At 43.3% G+C, this 15896-nt stretch carries 15 protein-coding genes, 2 tRNA genes and 3 rRNA genes; all 20 read left to right on the top strand.

Annotation, left to right across the window (positions count from 1 at the left end; translation table 11 throughout):
* Window positions 1-124 precede the first annotated feature (124 nt).
* The 20 genes from ACEWFH_RS00100 to rrf all read left to right on the top strand — a co-directional run bounded on the left by ACEWFH_RS00100 (window position 125) and on the right by rrf (window position 15892).
* The gene (locus tag ACEWFH_RS00100) at window positions 125-877 is read left to right on the top strand and encodes a type II secretion system F family protein (RefSeq protein ID WP_473725705.1); all 753 of its coding nucleotides are present in this window, start codon (window positions 125-127) and stop codon (window positions 875-877) included.
* A gap of 32 nt (window positions 878-909) precedes the next feature.
* Window positions 910-1128: a hypothetical protein gene (locus ACEWFH_RS00095; RefSeq protein WP_473725704.1), complete on the top strand. Its 219-nt coding sequence runs from the start codon at window positions 910-912 to the stop codon at window positions 1126-1128.
* A gap of 22 nt (window positions 1129-1150) precedes the next feature.
* Window positions 1151-1543, top strand: coding sequence for a TadE/TadG family type IV pilus assembly protein (locus tag ACEWFH_RS00090; protein WP_473725703.1), 393 nt, complete (start codon window positions 1151-1153; stop codon window positions 1541-1543).
* Entirely contained in the window at window positions 1536-2249 is a 714-nt protein-coding gene (locus ACEWFH_RS00085; protein WP_473725702.1) for a pilus assembly protein TadG-related protein, read from the top strand. Before ACEWFH_RS00090 ends, ACEWFH_RS00085 begins: the two co-directional genes overlap by 8 nt.
* A gap of 11 nt (window positions 2250-2260) precedes the next feature.
* Complete coding sequence (locus tag ACEWFH_RS00080) at window positions 2261-2464, top strand: hypothetical protein (protein WP_473725701.1); 204 nt, start codon at window positions 2261-2263, stop codon at window positions 2462-2464.
* 191 nt (window positions 2465-2655) lie between these two features.
* Window positions 2656-3480, top strand: coding sequence for a hypothetical protein (locus ACEWFH_RS00075; protein ID WP_473725700.1), 825 nt, complete (start codon window positions 2656-2658; stop codon window positions 3478-3480).
* A gap of 108 nt (window positions 3481-3588) precedes the next feature.
* Window positions 3589-3867: a hypothetical protein gene (locus ACEWFH_RS00070; protein ID WP_473725699.1), complete on the top strand. Its 279-nt coding sequence runs from the start codon at window positions 3589-3591 to the stop codon at window positions 3865-3867.
* 21 nt (window positions 3868-3888) lie between these two features.
* Window positions 3889-4296, top strand: a complete 408-nt coding sequence (locus tag ACEWFH_RS00065; RefSeq protein ID WP_473725698.1) for an RDD family protein — start codon at window positions 3889-3891, stop codon at window positions 4294-4296.
* Window positions 4297-4326: 30 nt separating this feature from the next.
* Window positions 4327-5331, top strand: coding sequence for a VWA domain-containing protein (locus ACEWFH_RS00060; RefSeq protein ID WP_473725697.1), 1005 nt, complete (start codon window positions 4327-4329; stop codon window positions 5329-5331).
* Window positions 5332-5438: 107 nt separating this feature from the next.
* A complete protein-coding gene (locus ACEWFH_RS00055) occupies window positions 5439-5630 on the top strand; it encodes a hypothetical protein (protein WP_473725696.1) in 192 nt (63 codons plus the stop codon).
* A gap of 70 nt (window positions 5631-5700) precedes the next feature.
* On the top strand, window positions 5701-5955 hold the full coding sequence (locus ACEWFH_RS00050; RefSeq protein WP_473725695.1) for a hypothetical protein: 255 nt from the start codon (window positions 5701-5703) through the stop codon (window positions 5953-5955).
* A 138-nt stretch (window positions 5956-6093) separates the two neighbouring features.
* A complete protein-coding gene (locus tag ACEWFH_RS00045; protein ID WP_473725694.1) occupies window positions 6094-7374 on the top strand; it encodes a transglutaminase domain-containing protein in 1281 nt (426 codons plus the stop codon).
* 18 nt (window positions 7375-7392) lie between these two features.
* Window positions 7393-7596, top strand: a complete 204-nt coding sequence (locus tag ACEWFH_RS00040; RefSeq protein WP_473725693.1) for a hypothetical protein — start codon at window positions 7393-7395, stop codon at window positions 7594-7596.
* A gap of 87 nt (window positions 7597-7683) precedes the next feature.
* On the top strand, window positions 7684-8961 hold the full coding sequence (locus tag ACEWFH_RS00035; protein WP_473725692.1) for a VWA domain-containing protein: 1278 nt from the start codon (window positions 7684-7686) through the stop codon (window positions 8959-8961).
* Window positions 8962-9065: 104 nt separating this feature from the next.
* Window positions 9066-10499: a nicotinate phosphoribosyltransferase gene (locus ACEWFH_RS00030; RefSeq protein ID WP_473725691.1), complete on the top strand. Its 1434-nt coding sequence runs from the start codon at window positions 9066-9068 to the stop codon at window positions 10497-10499.
* Window positions 10500-10809: 310 nt separating this feature from the next.
* A 16S ribosomal RNA gene (locus ACEWFH_RS00025) occupies window positions 10810-12358 on the top strand.
* A gap of 88 nt (window positions 12359-12446) precedes the next feature.
* Window positions 12447-12523 (top strand) — tRNA-Ile (locus ACEWFH_RS00020).
* A 24-nt stretch (window positions 12524-12547) separates the two neighbouring features.
* Window positions 12548-12623: transfer RNA gene (locus tag ACEWFH_RS00015), tRNA-Ala, on the top strand.
* A gap of 133 nt (window positions 12624-12756) precedes the next feature.
* Window positions 12757-15687 (top strand): 23S ribosomal RNA (locus ACEWFH_RS00010).
* Window positions 15688-15777: 90 nt separating this feature from the next.
* Window positions 15778-15892, top strand: a 5S ribosomal RNA gene (gene rrf, locus ACEWFH_RS00005).
* Together the 16S, 23S and 5S rRNA genes with 2 tRNA genes alongside form the textbook arrangement of a ribosomal RNA operon.
* Window positions 15893-15896: the final 4 nt, after the last annotated feature.

Genomic DNA, 15896 nt, shown 5'->3' with positions numbered 1-15896 from the left:
TAATCGGATTTATCTATTTGTATTTGTACATTGTAAAAAAAGAAAACTTAATAAAGCACCTACACCTAAGAGAAAAGAAAAAAGAAAAAAACGCAGTTTAAGAGAAAGTATGATCAGCCCACTTTTGAGAGCTGCAGAATATGCTGAACCTACCGCCGAAAAATATCCATTTTTTGCGAATAAAGAACAGGATGCTCTATTTTTAACAAGAGCTGGAAACCCTTTAGGCCTTACTTTAGGTCAATTTTATGGCATGCGTTTTATTCTTGGACTAGGTGCTCTATTTTTTAGCTCGATCTATTCTATCCTAGGCATGCCGTTTTCATTATTGGTGTTAATGATTTTCCCGATAGGCGGCTTTCTAGGGCCACAGCTTTGGTTACGGATGAAAGCTAAAGAAAGACAAGAGTTAATCAGCGTTTCTATGCCAGATTTTCTTGATACTGTTAGCGTTACTCTTCAAGCAGGTGTCAGTCTGGACGGAGCATTAAAACAGGTTACCAATCAAATGGATGGCCCGTTAAGTGAAGAGATAGAACGTTTTAATTATGAAATCGATTTAGGAGTTACTAGAAAACTAGCTTATCAAAATCTAATTTCTCGTAATTCTTCAAAAGAACTTGAAATGCTTGTTAATTCGCTTATCCAAGGGTCGGTGCTAGGAGTCCCTGTTTCTCAAACATTTCGTATTCAAGCAGATGATTTGAGAGCTATGAGGGGATTCAAGGCGAAGGAAAAAGCAGCAAAAGCAAGTCCTCAAATTACACTTGTAACAACATTTTTTGTTGCCCCAGCTGTGTTTTTCTTAATTATTGGTCTTTTGCTTTTAAATATTATTTACAATCCAGGGGCATTTGGATTAGATAGCTTCTTTTAAATAATAAAAAATACAAATAGGGAGAGATTTAAATGTTTACAAAATTATACGTAAAAACAGTTAGTGCATGGGAGAACGTTACAGGAAGAGTTCAAAATGAAAGAGGTGCACAAGCGTTAGAGTGGATTGCACTAGGTATGTTAGTGCTAGCCATTATGGCAGCGATTGCTACTGCTTTTAAGGGTGACACGTCTGTAGGTTCAGCAGTTAAAAACCAATTAATTAAATTGATTAATGGGATTGGCGGTTAAACCTAGTCTCTGGGGATGAACTATGAGACATTTAAAAAAATACATTAAAAATGAAAGAGGGTCGCAGCTAATAGAGTTTTTAGCTGTGTTCCCTATGATCATATTCGCTTTGTTATTTATTTGGCAAGTTGCTTTAGTTGCCTATGCCGTAGTTGTTTCAGAAGCAGCAGCTAGAGATGGTGCACGAGTGGCATCGGTCGAGGGGGATTTTGAAGCAGCTGTAGAAAGCTCGGCTTACGGATTAGATCTTCAAAGTGTTTCAAGTTCGACTGGAAATTCTAGTTATGGAAAAAATGTAACGGTTACAGTAGTTGCAAAAGTTCCAACTGTATCTGTTCCCTTTTTAGGAAAGATTGATTATGACTTGAAAGCCGATGCAACCATGCCAATGGAGGAGGATGAAACTGATGAATAATAACTACTTAAAAAATGAAAAAGGAAGTACCCTTTTAGTAGTTATGGGTTTGCTTATGGCAGCCATTTTCATCAGTTTCATCTTTTTTGATTTCTTTACTACATTTGCTGCAAAAAGGGTGGGTCAAACTTCAGCTGACTCCGCTGCACTTGCTGCGGCTGATGAAGCGAAACAAATTTATGATAAAGAGCTCAAAAAGCAAATTAAAGATCGCCTAGAGAAGCTTAAAAGCGAACAAGAAGCTGAAGAAGAAGGAAGCGATGATGCTGAACCTCCAGAAGATGAAGGTATTTCTACTCCGCTGCCTGGTATAGGTGATGCTCTCTTTGGAAAAGAGATGCCGCCTGGAGTGGAAAATTGGATTAATGGGAGTATTGTAGACCTTGATTCTCTTGATTTGAATGAGGCTTTAAAATATTTATTGGAACAAGATGAGATCAATAAGATTAGTTGTGGATCTATAGAGGATGCCTTCCCTCAAATTGAAGAGGCAGCACGTCATTATGCAAAACTTAATGGTGCAGAGGATGACATAGAAGTAGAGTTTCCGTATGAAGGGGAATTTAAAGTTTTTGTGAAGGTAAAGAAAAAGGCCGAATTTGTTACGGTTGACGAGAATTTGTTTTCAGGTGATGAAAATAAAGTAAGAGCAGAAGCCGCAGTAAACATTGCTACACCAAAAGGGATTGATATTAGCTGTGATTAAGGGGAGACAAAATGAGCCGGAAACTATCGTTATTTGCTATTATTCTATGTTTATTATTCTCATTCGTAAGTGTTTCCCCTGCTTCTGCTGGGGGTCTTGATTATGATAAAAGTCAAATAAAGCCTACCGAAATACAAGCAAAAGACACGGGAAGCTTTTGGGATTTCTTGCCGTTTGATTTCGGGGATGGATTAAAGGATACTTTAAAAAAATAGAAAAGTTCTTTAAACCTGTTATTAAAGCTCTAGGGGATGCTATCGACTGGGCAGCAAAAGGAATTGAAAGTGTTGGTGATTGGTGGAATTCTCTCGATGATTGGACAAAAGACCTCATTTATACAATACTTGCCGTATTAGCAGTTGTTGCCGTTGCTGTTGCAGCGTTTGTACTGCTGCCATTTGTAGGTGTGGCATTGTTAATAGGTGCTATTATCGGAGCCATTGTCGCAGGTGCTTTTTATTTCTGGAAATATGGTGGTACGGATGCGTTTGGATGGGGAGTTCTAGCTTGGGCATTTGGTGGAGCAGCCCTTGGTGCCTTGGGTGCTTGGTTATACAGCATAGGTGCTGTTGGTGCTATGGCCGGAATGCTACGTGTTGGATTGGCTAGAGGTTTAACTGCAGCCTTAAACGGAATGCGGACCTTTGGCGGCTGGATAGGTCAAGGTATGCGTTATGTTGGGAGAGGAATGCGGACATTCGCTAGCTGGTTAGGGCAAGGAGCCAAAAGATTCGGTAGCTTTATTGGAAGAAATGCAATGCGGTTTGGTCGATGGGCGAGTGCTACAAGTAGAACAGTATTAGGAAGTTTTTATGTTAGCTGGAAAGCCTTTGCTATAAATTTTGGTATTGGAGCAGGAGTTACCTTTTTTGATGGTACTTTTCTAGCTCTCCTCCAAGGAGATAGTATTAATTGGGGTGAACTGGCAGTAAATGTTCCATTAAATGGCGCTCTTGCAGCTATTGGTGGTCCTATCGCGGGGAAAATGAAGGCGGCTTTAACAACGAAAAGCTTTGGGCAGTTTGCTAAATGGGCAGGTATATCCGGTATGATTGGCGGACCTGGCTACGCAATAGGAGAGTGGATGAAAGGTGGTTTTGAAAACTTTGATCCTATGAATATTGTAATTGGCGGTGTCGGTTCGGCAATACTTTCTCCTATTGGTGTGGTTTTGTATAATGCACCTGGATATATTCCAGAGTATTTGAATCAAAAGTTGGAGATCCAATAAATAATAGAATTAAAGATATTATCTATTGGAATAATTCTGAAGCGCATCCAAATAACTGGTCAAAAGAAAAAATAACTGGATTACTAAATAAAATAAGGGTGATATTTAATGGATAAAGTGTGGAATAAATTCCTGAAACTTTCAATTATATCTATGGTTATATCAGGAATAGGTATTTATTATGTAGATCAGCACCTGCCTGTAACTGTTGAATCACAAAAAATGATATTCGTAATTGTATTAGCAATATTATTTGGTGGAGGATTAGTATTCTTAATTGCTTATAGAATGAGAATGGCAACCGGAAATAAGTTTACTTTAAAAACACTTCTCTATACGGTTATTATAATTCCGATTTTATTCTTATTAGTAAATATTTTGAAGTGAAACTAAAGGGGAAGTGACACCATGAAATTACACCAACCTGCTGGATTTTGGAGACGTTTAGGTGCAGCTATCATAGACGCTGCAGTAGGGGCTGTTATTGGACTTATTATAGGGCCTATTTTTGATGATGACAATCTATCCAGAATCGCTATATGGCTGTATGTAATGGCTTACTATATTCTTGTTCCTTATTATTGGAATGGTTACACAGTTGGAAAGCGGGTTGCTGGCATAAGAATCGTGCGAGTTGATGGAGGAAAACTCGGCTTTAAAAACACTATACTTCGGATGCCTGTTACTCAAATTCTGTATACGATTAGTTTTTTAACATTATATATTGTAACAATTTTTATGATTATCGTTAGAGAAGATAAAAGAGCTATACATGATTTTGTAGCCGGAACGTATGTAACAACCGAAAAACCGTAAATCTCTAAACTGCATTAAAAGGAGGCATATATGAAAAGGTTCTTTACACTAGGGATTATTATTTTTTCATCTTTATTTCTAATAACAGCATGTTCCGATTCAACTGCTTCGAAGAATGAAGATCCTCCAAAAAAGAAAGAGGAAAAAGAAGAAAAAGCTGAATTTCCTAAAGCGGCAACAGATCCAGAAGATATGATGCTTGAAGGCCCTGGTAAGCTAGCCGATGCCAATTACTCAGAAGAGGCGATGAAAGAAGCTTTTAAAAAGATTCCTAATAAGCTAAGTACCCAAGAAGCTTATGATGCTGTTATTCATTACTTGGCAGAGGATTACAAGGAAGACTATGATTATTACAAAAATCTTAATACAACAATAGAGGTCCCTGGGAGTGATAAACCAAGTAATGGGAAAACTTTAAACGTTGCTATTTTACTAGATTCTAGTGGGAGTATGGCTGCGGAAATTGGTGGGGAAACCAAAATGGAAATTGCGAAGAAAGCCGTTCGTAATTATGCAAGTAAGTTACCACAAGGATCTAATGTAATGTTGCGAGTTTACGGCCAAAAAGGAAGCAATGCTGACAGTGACAAAAAAGTTTCGTGTGAAAGCACAGAAGTTGTATATGAACTTAATAGATATAACGAAGGCAATTTCCAAAATAGCTTAGATCAATTTAAACCTACAGGATGGACACCGATTGCTGGTGCAATTCAAGCTGCGCAAAAAGATTTAGAGAGCCAAAGCAGTGATAAAGCTGAGAATTTAATTTATGTCGTGAGTGATGGAGTAGAGACTTGTGACGGAAATCCAGCTGCTGCAGCAAAATCAATTGCTGAATCTCCACAAAAAGCTCAAGTTAATGTAATTGGATTCGATGTTAATGGTGAAGGACAACAGTCTTTGAAAAAAATAGCTCAAGCAGGTGGTGGCAAGTACCAATCTGTTGACTCTGAAGCTGATTTTGAAAAATATCTGCTTGGAGAAAAAATAAACTGTGGCTGGAATGGCAAACATGGGGTAGTGAAAACTTTATAGAAGCTCAAAACATTGCCAGTGAAAAGTTTATAGAAGTTCAAAATAAACATAGTGATGTTTTTAATAAGATCGTTGAAGAAAAAGAGCGGCTTAATAAGGGAGTAAGAGTGTTAAGTGAACTAAAGAAAGTTGAAAACGGTTTTGAAGTGGAAAAACTAATTAATGATCGATATAACACACTCTTAGATTATGACGACGACACATTTAAAACCCTGCAAAACGAAATAGAAGATAACCGAGATGCATTGCAGGAAACGATTGAAAACAAACGTAATGAAGAGCAAGGTAATCTTGATTAAATTAAACGAACAATTTAGAGATGGAAACCCATCTCTTTCTTTTTGAATAAAAACATAGGAGAGTAACGAAATGAAAAACAAGATTACGAGTTTTCTTCTGATCTTCATGGTTTCGGTACTAACCGCGTGCAGCGCAGATCAAAATACTCCTGCCAAACATGGACAAGAAGAGAAAAAGGACAAGTATACAACGCTGGCTGAAGAAGCAAACAAAGAGGGAAAGTTAGAAAAGCTAGAACTCACACCCGTATGCAGAAGAAGTGGAGGCGTCGTTATCCAGCCCCAAATACAAAGAGTTTACGGCAAACTCAACGGTCTTCATTAAGGGAAAAGCGAAAAAGTACAGCGGCTTTAAGTCTGACCATGTATGGATCAAGTTGAGGAGTGATGAGGATGGACCGAATGGGGCGAATTCAGTTATTACGCTCCTATAAAAGAAGGTAAGTTTGAACAGAAGGTCCAGTTGTTTAACGGAAAAGGTAATTACTCCGTTAAGGTGAGTGTGCCGAGTGATACGGCTGAAGACTATTATTACGATATTGCCTCATTTGATGTGGAAAACGTGAACCCTGAGATCAAGCGAGATATTGCTTTTACGAAGAACGCTTTTAAACATGAATTAGTGTTAAATAATTCCATAAATGGGTATATGGAAAGAGATGGTTCTTTCGAGTTGGTAGGTGAGATTGCGGATTCAAGTGTGGAACAGCTTATGGTGGAGCTCAAAAAAGAAAGTGAATCCACCAAGATTATGATTCCGGTTAAGGATGGGAAATTCACAAAGAAAATCCCTCTCTATTATGGCGAAGGTATTCATGAAGTTCAAATCATGACACCGAAAGAGGGAATGACAGATTTTTATTCGGAAGCGGCGAATCTGTACGTTAAAAATTTATCAAGTGATACCTATCAACCAATTAATTACACATCGGCATATAAAGAAAAAGGATTTAACCTGGAGACCCCTGAAGTCAGCGGTGAAAAGGCAGATCTAACATATACGATCAAAGGAAGTATCGATCCTAGTGGAAAAGACGCAAACAAAACGGATGTTGTTTTTGTACAAACCACAAAGGGTGATTTGAAAGCGATGTATGCCATTCCGGTTAAAAACAATGAGTTCAAAGGTGAGTTCTTCCTTCGTTTTGGACCTGGTGAGTATGAGGTTTCCGTTATGGCTCCTGATTTTATGTCGACAAATGGGTATATGCAATATTTTGTCGGTGTTGCTGGATTTACGGTAGAGAACACAAATGCACAGGATCAGCGATTTAGGCTGCCTTCAAGAGGAATTCAATCGGATGCACCAGAGATCAAGAATTTAGCAGCGCAACTGACGGAGAATAAGAAGACTGAAAAAGAAAAAGCCCTAGCTGTGTATGAGTATGTCGCGAAAAACGTGAGCTATGACGTAGATAAGTTAAATAATCGTACATTTGAGTTTGACGATAGCGCAATAAAAACGTTGGACGAGAAAAAAGGCGTTTGTCAGGACTTTGCATACTTAGCGATAGCGCTACTGCGTGCAAGTGGGATGGAAGCACAGATGGTTACGGGATATGCTGGTCAAAATCATGCATGGGTAGAGGTGAAAGTGGATGGGCGCTGGTTAACGATGGACCCAACATGGGGATCGGGTTACCTGCAGAACAACAAGTTCGTTCCAAAGTTCACGATGGAATACTTTGATCCAAAGCCAACTGAGTTTCAGAAAACACATACGAAAAAAGAGATTGAGTTTTAAAAAACGAGGTGCGATGAAATGTCTAATAAAGAAAAGCGATGGAGACGAGTTTATTTACTTCTATATCTATTAATCTACGGATTGGTCGCGCCGCTAAGTCTATTTCTCTTTTTCATAGGAGAAGAATCATTTCCATTCTTTATCATTCCAATCGTACTGGCATTGCCAGCTATGAAGCATAATCATATCCAGAAGATTAGAGAAAAAGAGATGGGTGCTTAATCATTCATTGAGGAAAAGGAGAGAAATGTACAGGTCTGCAAGTTTTATGCTAACGCTTATTTTATTTGTCGTTCTTCTATTAACCGCATGCTCATCCGAAAAAACAGCATCCGATACGGAACCAAAGAAAAAGAGCCTAAAAAAGAGACAGTTGAAAAAGCGCCGACTGACCCAGAAGAGATGGTTGCTCGAGGTGCTGGTGCGCATCACGAAAAGGTAAAGAACCTTGAAGGTGATGCTTTAGATAAACAAATTAAAGAACTTACGAAAGACTTCCCAAAAGATATGAAAAGTGAGGATGCCTATAATCGAATCATTGCAGCATTCGCGGCGGATCATCAGCCAGCTTTTCAGGAGTTAGAGAACTTCGATATTACATTTGAAGAAGTAGAAGCATATGAGAAATATAAAGTAGAAGGCAAAGAAGAAACAAAGGAAGGTCCGCTTAACGTCGCTATTCTTTTAGATGCAAGCGGAAGTATGGCCGCTAAAGTTTCAGGAACGGACAAGATGACAGCGGCTAAAGAAGCTCTGAAGAAATTTGCTGAAGGATTGCCAAAGGACGCAAACGTGATGCTCCGTGTTTACGGACATAAAGGAAGCAATGATGATAAGGATAAGAAGCTTTCATGTGAAAGTACAGAGGTCATGTACCCATTAGGGGCGTACGAATCAGGAGCGTTTCAACAATCTCTTTCTAAATTCAAGCCAACAGGTTGGACGCCACTCGCGGCATCTATTGAAGCTGCAGAAAAAGACCTTCAAGGCAAAGAAGGAAATAACGTGGTTTATATTGTGAGTGATGGAATCGAGACTTGTGACGGAAATGCGGTAGAAGCGGCGAAAAAACTGCATGAATCTAACATTCAAGCAGAAGTAAACATCATTGGATTTGATGTAGATAACGAAGGTCAACAGCAACTGAAGGCTGTAGCAGAAGCAGGTGGTGGAGAATTCCAATCGGTTTCTTCTCAAAAAGAGCTATTTAATGAAGTGGAGTCGAACTGGTCGAAGGCGATGCACAATACACGAATTAACTGGGACTCTTCCATGGATATTAATGATATTAACTGGAGTAGCTCCCGTAAATTTATGGACCTCGGAAAAATTTATACAAAAACCGTTATTGATTGCGTTCAAGATGAACAGTCTCTTTTACAAGATGTTAAGTTGAATTTGAGAAATCAGAAAAAACTTACAGATGAAGAAATTAACAAGCTTGATGATCTGATTCGAGAAAGAAATGAAGAGCTTATGGAATACGCAAAAGAAAAACACGATACAAAAAATGCAGCGCTCAAAGCAGAAAGAGATCGTGTAGTCAAACTGATTCAAGATTATGCTGAGGAAGCTAGAACTCAGTAGAAAGTAAATTGTGAAAATGCCCGGTATTAAGTTGCCGGGTTTTATTATGTTTAACAACTGCACAATTAGAGAAAAATGAAACAAGAGAAAGGCGGGATTCAGACATGAGCTATGAAGATCTAGCATTACATACTGACAAGTATCAGATTAATATGATGTACGCCCATTGGAAAAATGGAACGCATAATAACATTCGAGTATTTGAAGCCTTTTTCCGTAAAAATCCATTTAAGAGCGGGTATGCCGTGTTCGCGGGACTTGAGCGGATCATTCGGTATTTGGAGCATCTTCATTTTACTGAAGAGGACATTGATTATTTGAGAACGCAAGAAGAGCAATATGAGGAAGGTTTCTTGGAGGAGTTAAAAAACTTCAACTTTACAGGAGAGTTATTTTCCGTAAAGGAAGGAACGGTTGTTTTTCCTAACGAGCCGTTAATCCGCATCAAGTGCCGTGTGTTTGAAGCTCATCTTTTAGAGACAGCCCTTCTAAACTTCATGAACTACCAAACTCTGATTGCTACGAAAGCGGCCCGCATTCGATACGTTACTCCCGATGATCAGCTGATGGAATTCGGAACGCGTCGTGCGCAGGAAGCAGATGCGGCAATCTGGGGTGCACGTGCAGCGTACATTGCTGGCTTTGATGCGACATCCAACATGCGTGCCGGGAAGCTCTTTGGAATTCCTACAAAAGGAACTCATGCGCATGCTTGGGTTCAAGACCACGATACTGAAGAGGAAGCTTTTGAGCGTTTTGCAGATGCTCTCCCGAATCAAAGTATTCTGCTGGTGGATACGTACAATACTTTAAAAAGCGGAGTACCTAACGCCATAAAGGTCGGCTTAAAGATGAAGGAAGCGGGAAAATCGCTAAAAGGCATCCGATTGGACAGCGGTGATTTAGCCTACCTATCTATTCAAGCACGCAAAATGTTAGATAAAGCGGGACTTACTGATGTAGTAATCGTAGCGAGTAATGACTTAGATGATGATGTTATTACAGACTTAAAGGCACAAGGTGCTCAAATTACATCATGGGGAGTTGGAACGCAGCTGATTACAGCAGCCGACCAGCCTGCACTTGGCGGAGTTTATAAAGTCGTAGCAAAATATGAAGATGGTGAGTATGTCCCTACGATTAAGATTTCATCTAATGTAGAGAAAATCACGACACCTGGCTATAAAAAGGTATACCGTATCATTAACGCAAAAGGTAAAGCTGAAGCGGATTACATCGCAATGAATGATGAAGTGCTTCCTGAAAAAGATATTAAGCTTTTCGATCCGGTGCATACTTATAAAAGCAAGGTCGTGTCTTCCTTTACAGCAGAAGAACTGCTTCAGCCTGTTTATATAGAAGGAAAGCTTGTTTATAAGCTTCCTAAACTAGAAGAAATCCGTCGTTATCATCAAGAGCAGCTTCAATTGTTCTGGCCTCAGCATTTAAGGAGATTGAACCCACAAGAGTATTTTGTTGATCTATCAGTAGAGGTATGGAAGACGAAAAACGACCTTTTAGAGAAGTATTCCTTATAGGTAAAGAGCCTCTTTTCGACATGAAAAGCGGTTTTTTAATAAAATCTTTAAAAAAGCGTTGACGGTAGGCGCTATCGCTGATATAGTAATAAACGTTGTTGCTTTTCTTACATAACGTTCGTCAAAAACAAACATAAACTTTTAAAAAAAGTTGTTGCTTCGCAAGAAGATATGTGGTAAGATAGTTTTTGTCGCTGCTTTAAGAGAGTGACGCAATAAAGTAATAAAAGTTCTTTGAAAACTGAACAAAAGAAATAGGTAAGGAATTAAATTAATTCCGTCAGTTTTAAAATCGAGCAAGACAAACACTTTTATGGAGAGTTTGATCCTGGCTCAGGATGAACGCTGGCGGCGTGCCTAATACATGCAAGTCGAGCGGATGAAGAGGAGCTTGCTTCTCTGATTTAGCGGCGGACGGGTGAGTAACACGTGGGTAATCTGCCTGTAAGACGGGGATAACTCCGGGAAACCGGGGCTAATACCGGATAATAAGAAGAAACGCATGTTTCTTTTTTGAAAGTCGGTTTCGGCTGACACTTACAGATGAGCCCGCGGCGCATTAGCTAGTTGGTGAGGTAACGGCTCACCAAGGCGACGATGCGTAGCCGACCTGAGAGGGTGATCGGCCACACTGGGACTGAGACACGGCCCAGACTCCTACGGGAGGCAGCAGTAGGGAATCTTCGGCAATGGGCGAAAGCCTGACCGAGCAACGCCGCGTGAGCGATGAAGGCCTTCGGGTCGTAAAGCTCTGTTGTTAGAGAAGAACAAGTACGAGAGTAACTGCTCGTACCTTGACGGTACCTAACCAGAAAGCCACGGCTAACTACGTGCCAGCAGCCGCGGTAATACGTAGGTGGCAAGCGTTATCCGGAATTATTGGGCGTAAAGCGCGCGCAGGCGGTCTCTTAAGTCTGATGTGAAAGCCCACGGCTCAACCGTGGAGGGTCATTGGAAACTGGGAGACTTGAGTGCAGGAGAGAAAAGTGGAATTCCACGTGTAGCGGTGAAATGCGTAGAGATGTGGAGGAACACCAGTGGCGAAGGCGGCTTTTTGGCCTGTAACTGACGCTGAGGCGCGAAAGCGTGGGGAGCAAACAGGATTAGATACCCTGGTAGTCCACGCCGTAAACGATGAGTGCTAGGTGTTGGGGGTTCCACCCTCAGTGCTGAAGTTAACACATTAAGCACTCCGCCTGGGGAGTACGACCGCAAGGTTGAAACTCAAAGGAATTGACGGGGGCCCGCACAAGCAGTGGAGCATGTGGTTTAATTCGAAGCAACGCGAAGAACCTTACCAGGTCTTGACATCCTTTGACCACTCTAGAGATAGAGCTTTCCCCTTCGGGGGACAAAGTGACAGGTGGTGCATGGTTGTCGTCAGCTCGTGTCGTGAGATGTTGGGTTAAGTCCCGCAACGAGCGCAACCCTTGACCTTAGTTGCCAGCATTCAGTTGGGCACTCTAAGGTGACTGCCGGTGACAAACCGGAGGAAGGTGGGGATGACGTCAAATCATCATGCCCCTTATGACCTGGGCTACACACGTGCTACAATGGATGATACAAAGGGTTGCGAAGCCGCGAGGCCAAGCCAATCCCAAAAAGTCATTCTCAGTTCGGATTGTAGGCTGCAACTCGCCTACATGAAGCCGGAATTGCTAGTAATCGCGGATCAGCATGCCGCGGTGAATACGTTCCCGGGCCTTGTACACACCGCCCGTCACACCACGAGAGTTTGTAACACCCGAAGTCGGTGGGGTAACCCTTTTGGGAGCCAGCCGCCGAAGGTGGGACAGATGATTGGGGTGAAGTCGTAACAAGGTAGCCGTATCGGAAGGTGCGGCTGGATCACCTCCTTTCTATGGAGATTATGAAACAGCTTCGACTGTTTCGTAAGTACACCTATTCTTCTTTTGTTCAGTTTTGAAGGAACTTAACTTCCTTTAGGGGCCTATAGCTCAGCTGGTTAGAGCGCACGCCTGATAAGCGTGAGGTCGATGGTTCGAGTCCATTTAGGCCCACCATTTTCATAATTTAATTCCCATTATGGGGCTTTAGCTCAGCTGGGAGAGCGCCTGCCTTGCACGCAGGAGGTCAGCGGTTCGACCCCGCTAAGCTCCACCATTGCACATCTTACGATGATGCATTTTTAAATTGTGTTCTTTGAAAACTAGATATCGACATCCAAACAATATGCAAGGCAGATAGATATTTATCTGCGCCAAGCAAGAATCTTTGATGTGTAAACATCATATAAGGTTAAGCTAGAAAGGGCGCACGGTGGATGCCTTGGCACTAGGAGCCGAAGAAGGACGGGACGAACACCGATATGCCTCGGGGAGCTGTAAGTAAGCATTGATCCGGGGATTTCCGAATGGGGGAACCCACCATCCGTAATGGGATGGTATCCATATCTGAATACATAGGGTATGAGAAGGCAGACCCGGGGAACTGAAACATCTAAGTACCCGGAGGAAGAGAAAGCAAATGCGATTTCCTGAGTAGCGGCGAGCGAAACGGAATCAGCCCAAACCAGAGGGCTTGCCCTCTGGGGTTGTAGGACACTCTACATGGAGTTACAAAGGAACGAAGTAGGTGAAGCGGTCTGGAAAGGCCAGCCAAAGAAGGTAACAGCCCTGTAGCTGAAACTTCGTTCTCTCCTGAGTGGATCCTGAGTACGGCGGGACACGTGAAACCCCGTCGGAATCCGGGAGGACCATCTCCCAAGGCTAAATACTCCCTAGTGACCGATAGTGAACCAGTACCGTGAGGGAAAGGTGAAAAGCACCCCGGAAGGGGAGTGAAATAGATCCTGAAACCGTGTGCCTACAAGTAGTCGGAGCCCATTAACGGGTGACGGCGTGCCTTTTGTAGAATGAACCGGCGAGTTACGATCCGTGCAAGGTTAAGTTGATAAGACGGAGCCGCAGCGAAAGCGAGTCTGAATAGGGCGACATAGTACGTGGTCGTAGACCCGAAACCGTGTGATCTACCCATGTCCAGGGTGAAGTTCAGGTAACACTGAATGGAGGCCCGAACCCACGCACGTTGAAAAGTGCGGGGATGAGGTGTGGGTAGGGGTGAAATGCCAATCGAACACGGAGATAGCTGGTTCTCCCCGAAATAGCTTTAGGGCTAGCCTCGCGGCAAGATTCCTGGAGGTAGAGCACTGATTGGACTAGGGCCCCCACAGGGTTACCGAATTCAGTCAAACTCCGAATGCCAGAGAATTATCCGCGGGAGTCAGACTGCGAGTGATAAGATCCGTAGTCAAAAGGAAACAGCCCAGACCATCAGCTAAGGTCCCAAAGTATACGTTAAGTGGCAAAGGATGTGGAGTTGCCCAGACAACCAGGATGTTGGCTTAGAAGCAGCCACCATTTAAAGAGTGCGTAATAGCTCACTGGTCGAGTGACTCTGCGCCGAAAATGTAACGGGGCTAAACGTATCACCGAAGCTATGGCTTGTACCGTATGGTACAGGGGTAGGGGAGCGTTCGAAGTGCAGCGAAGTCAGACCGGAAGGACTGGTGGAGCGCTTTGAAGTGAGAATGCCGGTATGAGTAGCGAAAGACAAGTGAGAATCTTGTCCATCGAAAGCCTAAGGTTTCCTGAGGAAGGCTCGTCCGCTCAGGGTTAGTCGGGGCCTAAGCCGAGGCTGAAAAGCGTAGGCGATGGATAACAGGTTGATATTCCTGTACCACCTCCTTTCCGTTTGAACAATGGGGGACGCAGTAAGGTAGGGTGAGCGCACTGATGGAATAGTGCGTCTAAGCAGTTAGGCTGTTGGGTAGGCAAATCCGCCCAACGTGAAGGCTGAGCTGTGATGGCGAGGGAAATTTTAGTACCGAAGTCCTGATCCTACACTGCCAAGAAAAGCCTCTAGTGAGGAAAGAGGTGCCCGTACCGCAAACCGACACAGGTAGGCGAGGAGAGAATCCTAAGATGATCGGGAGAACTCTCGTTAAGGAACTCGGCAAAATGACCCCGTAACTTCGGGAGAAGGGGTGCTCTGATAGGGTTTATCGCCCGAGAGAGCCGCAGTGAATAGATCCAAGCGACTGTTTAGCAAAAACACAGGTCTCTGCGAAACCGCAAGGTGAAGTATAGGGGCTGACACCTGCCCGGTGCTGGAAGGTTAAGAGGAGGGGTTATCCTTACGGAGAAGCTCTGAATTGAAGCCCCAGTAAACGGCGGCCGTAACTATAACGGTCCTAAGGTAGCGAAATTCCTTGTCGGGTAAGTTCCGACCCGCACGAAAGGTGTAACGACTTGGATACTGTCTCAACGAGAGACCCGGTGAAATTATAGTACCTGTGAAGATGCAGGTTACCCGCGACAGGACGGAAAGACCCCATGGAGCTTTACTGCAGCTTGATATTGGATTTTGGTACAGCTTGTACAGGATAGGTAGGAGCCTGAGAAGCCGGAGCGCCAGCTTCGGTGGAGGCGTCGGTGGGATACTACCCTGGCTGTATTGAAATTCTAACCTTGAACCGTGATCCGGTTCGGAGACAGTGTCAGGCGGGCAGTTTGACTGGGGCGGTCGCCTCCTAAACAGTAACGGAGGCGCCCAAAGGTTCCCTCAGAATGGTTGGAAATCATTCGTAGAGTGTAAAGGCACAAGGGAGCTTGACTGCGAGACCTACAAGTCGAGCAGGGACGAAAGTCGGGCTTAGTGATCCGGTGGTTCCGCATGGAAGGGCCATCGCTCAACGGATAAAAGCTACCCTGGGGATAACAGGCTTATCTCCCCCAAGAGTCCACATCGACGGGGAGGTTTGGCACCTCGATGTCGGCTCATCGCATCCTGGGGCTGAAGTAGGTCCCAAGGGTTGGGCTGTTCGCCCATTAAAGCGGTACGCGAGCTGGGTTCAGAACGTCGTGAGACAGTTCGGTCCCTATCCGTCGCGGGCGCAGGAAATTTGAGAGGAGCTGTCCTTAGTACGAGAGGACCGGGATGGACACACCGCTGGTGTACCAGTTGTTCCGCCAGGGGCATAGCTGGGTAGCTACGTGTGGACGGGATAAGTGCTGAAAGCATCTAAGCATGAAGCCCCCTCAAGATGAGATTTCCCATCACGTTAAGTGAGTAAGACCCCTTAGAGATGATGAGGTTGATAGGTCTGGTGTGGAAGCGTGGTGACACGTGGAGCTGACAGATACTAATCGGTCGAGGGCTTATCCTTAAAATGCATAAACGTTTGGAAACGTCGTATCTAGTTTTGAGAGAACATACTCTCAAACTTAATAAGATCATGGTGAAAGTCATGGTTAGGTCTAGTGATGATGGCGAAGAGGTCACACCCGTTCCCATACCGAACACGGAAGTTAAGCTCTTCAGCGCCGATGGTAGTTGGGGGTCTCCCCTGTTAGAGTAGGACGTCGCTAGGCAAAG

Source organism: Fictibacillus sp. EA-CB0309 (genome assembly GCF_055814265.1).
Note: the sequence above shows the minus strand (reverse complement) of the source record. Positions and strands in the feature narration are given on the sequence as shown.

Bases quoted from the DNA above. Each gene is read 5' to 3' on its own strand.
- ACEWFH_RS00030 (WP_473725691.1), top strand. From the start codon at position 9,066: ATGAGCTATGAAGATCTAGCATTACATACTGACAAGTATCAGATTAAT.
- ACEWFH_RS00050 (WP_473725695.1), top strand. From the start codon at position 5,701: ATGAAAAACAAGATTACGAGTTTTCTTCTGATCTTCATGGTTTCGGTA.
- ACEWFH_RS00070 (WP_473725699.1), top strand. From the start codon at position 3,589: ATGGATAAAGTGTGGAATAAATTCCTGAAACTTTCAATTATATCTATG.
- ACEWFH_RS00035 (WP_473725692.1), top strand. From the start codon at position 7,684: ATGCTCATCCGAAAAAACAGCATCCGATACGGAACCAAAGAAAAAGAG.
- ACEWFH_RS00090 (WP_473725703.1), top strand. From the start codon at position 1,151: ATGAGACATTTAAAAAAATACATTAAAAATGAAAGAGGGTCGCAGCTA.
- ACEWFH_RS00095 (WP_473725704.1), top strand. From the start codon at position 910: ATGTTTACAAAATTATACGTAAAAACAGTTAGTGCATGGGAGAACGTT.
- ACEWFH_RS00080 (WP_473725701.1), top strand. From the start codon at position 2,261: ATGAGCCGGAAACTATCGTTATTTGCTATTATTCTATGTTTATTATTC.
- ACEWFH_RS00060 (WP_473725697.1), top strand. From the start codon at position 4,327: ATGAAAAGGTTCTTTACACTAGGGATTATTATTTTTTCATCTTTATTT.
- ACEWFH_RS00085 (WP_473725702.1), top strand. From the start codon at position 1,536: ATGAATAATAACTACTTAAAAAATGAAAAAGGAAGTACCCTTTTAGTA.
- ACEWFH_RS00040 (WP_473725693.1), top strand. From the start codon at position 7,393: ATGTCTAATAAAGAAAAGCGATGGAGACGAGTTTATTTACTTCTATAT.
- ACEWFH_RS00065 (WP_473725698.1), top strand. From the start codon at position 3,889: ATGAAATTACACCAACCTGCTGGATTTTGGAGACGTTTAGGTGCAGCT.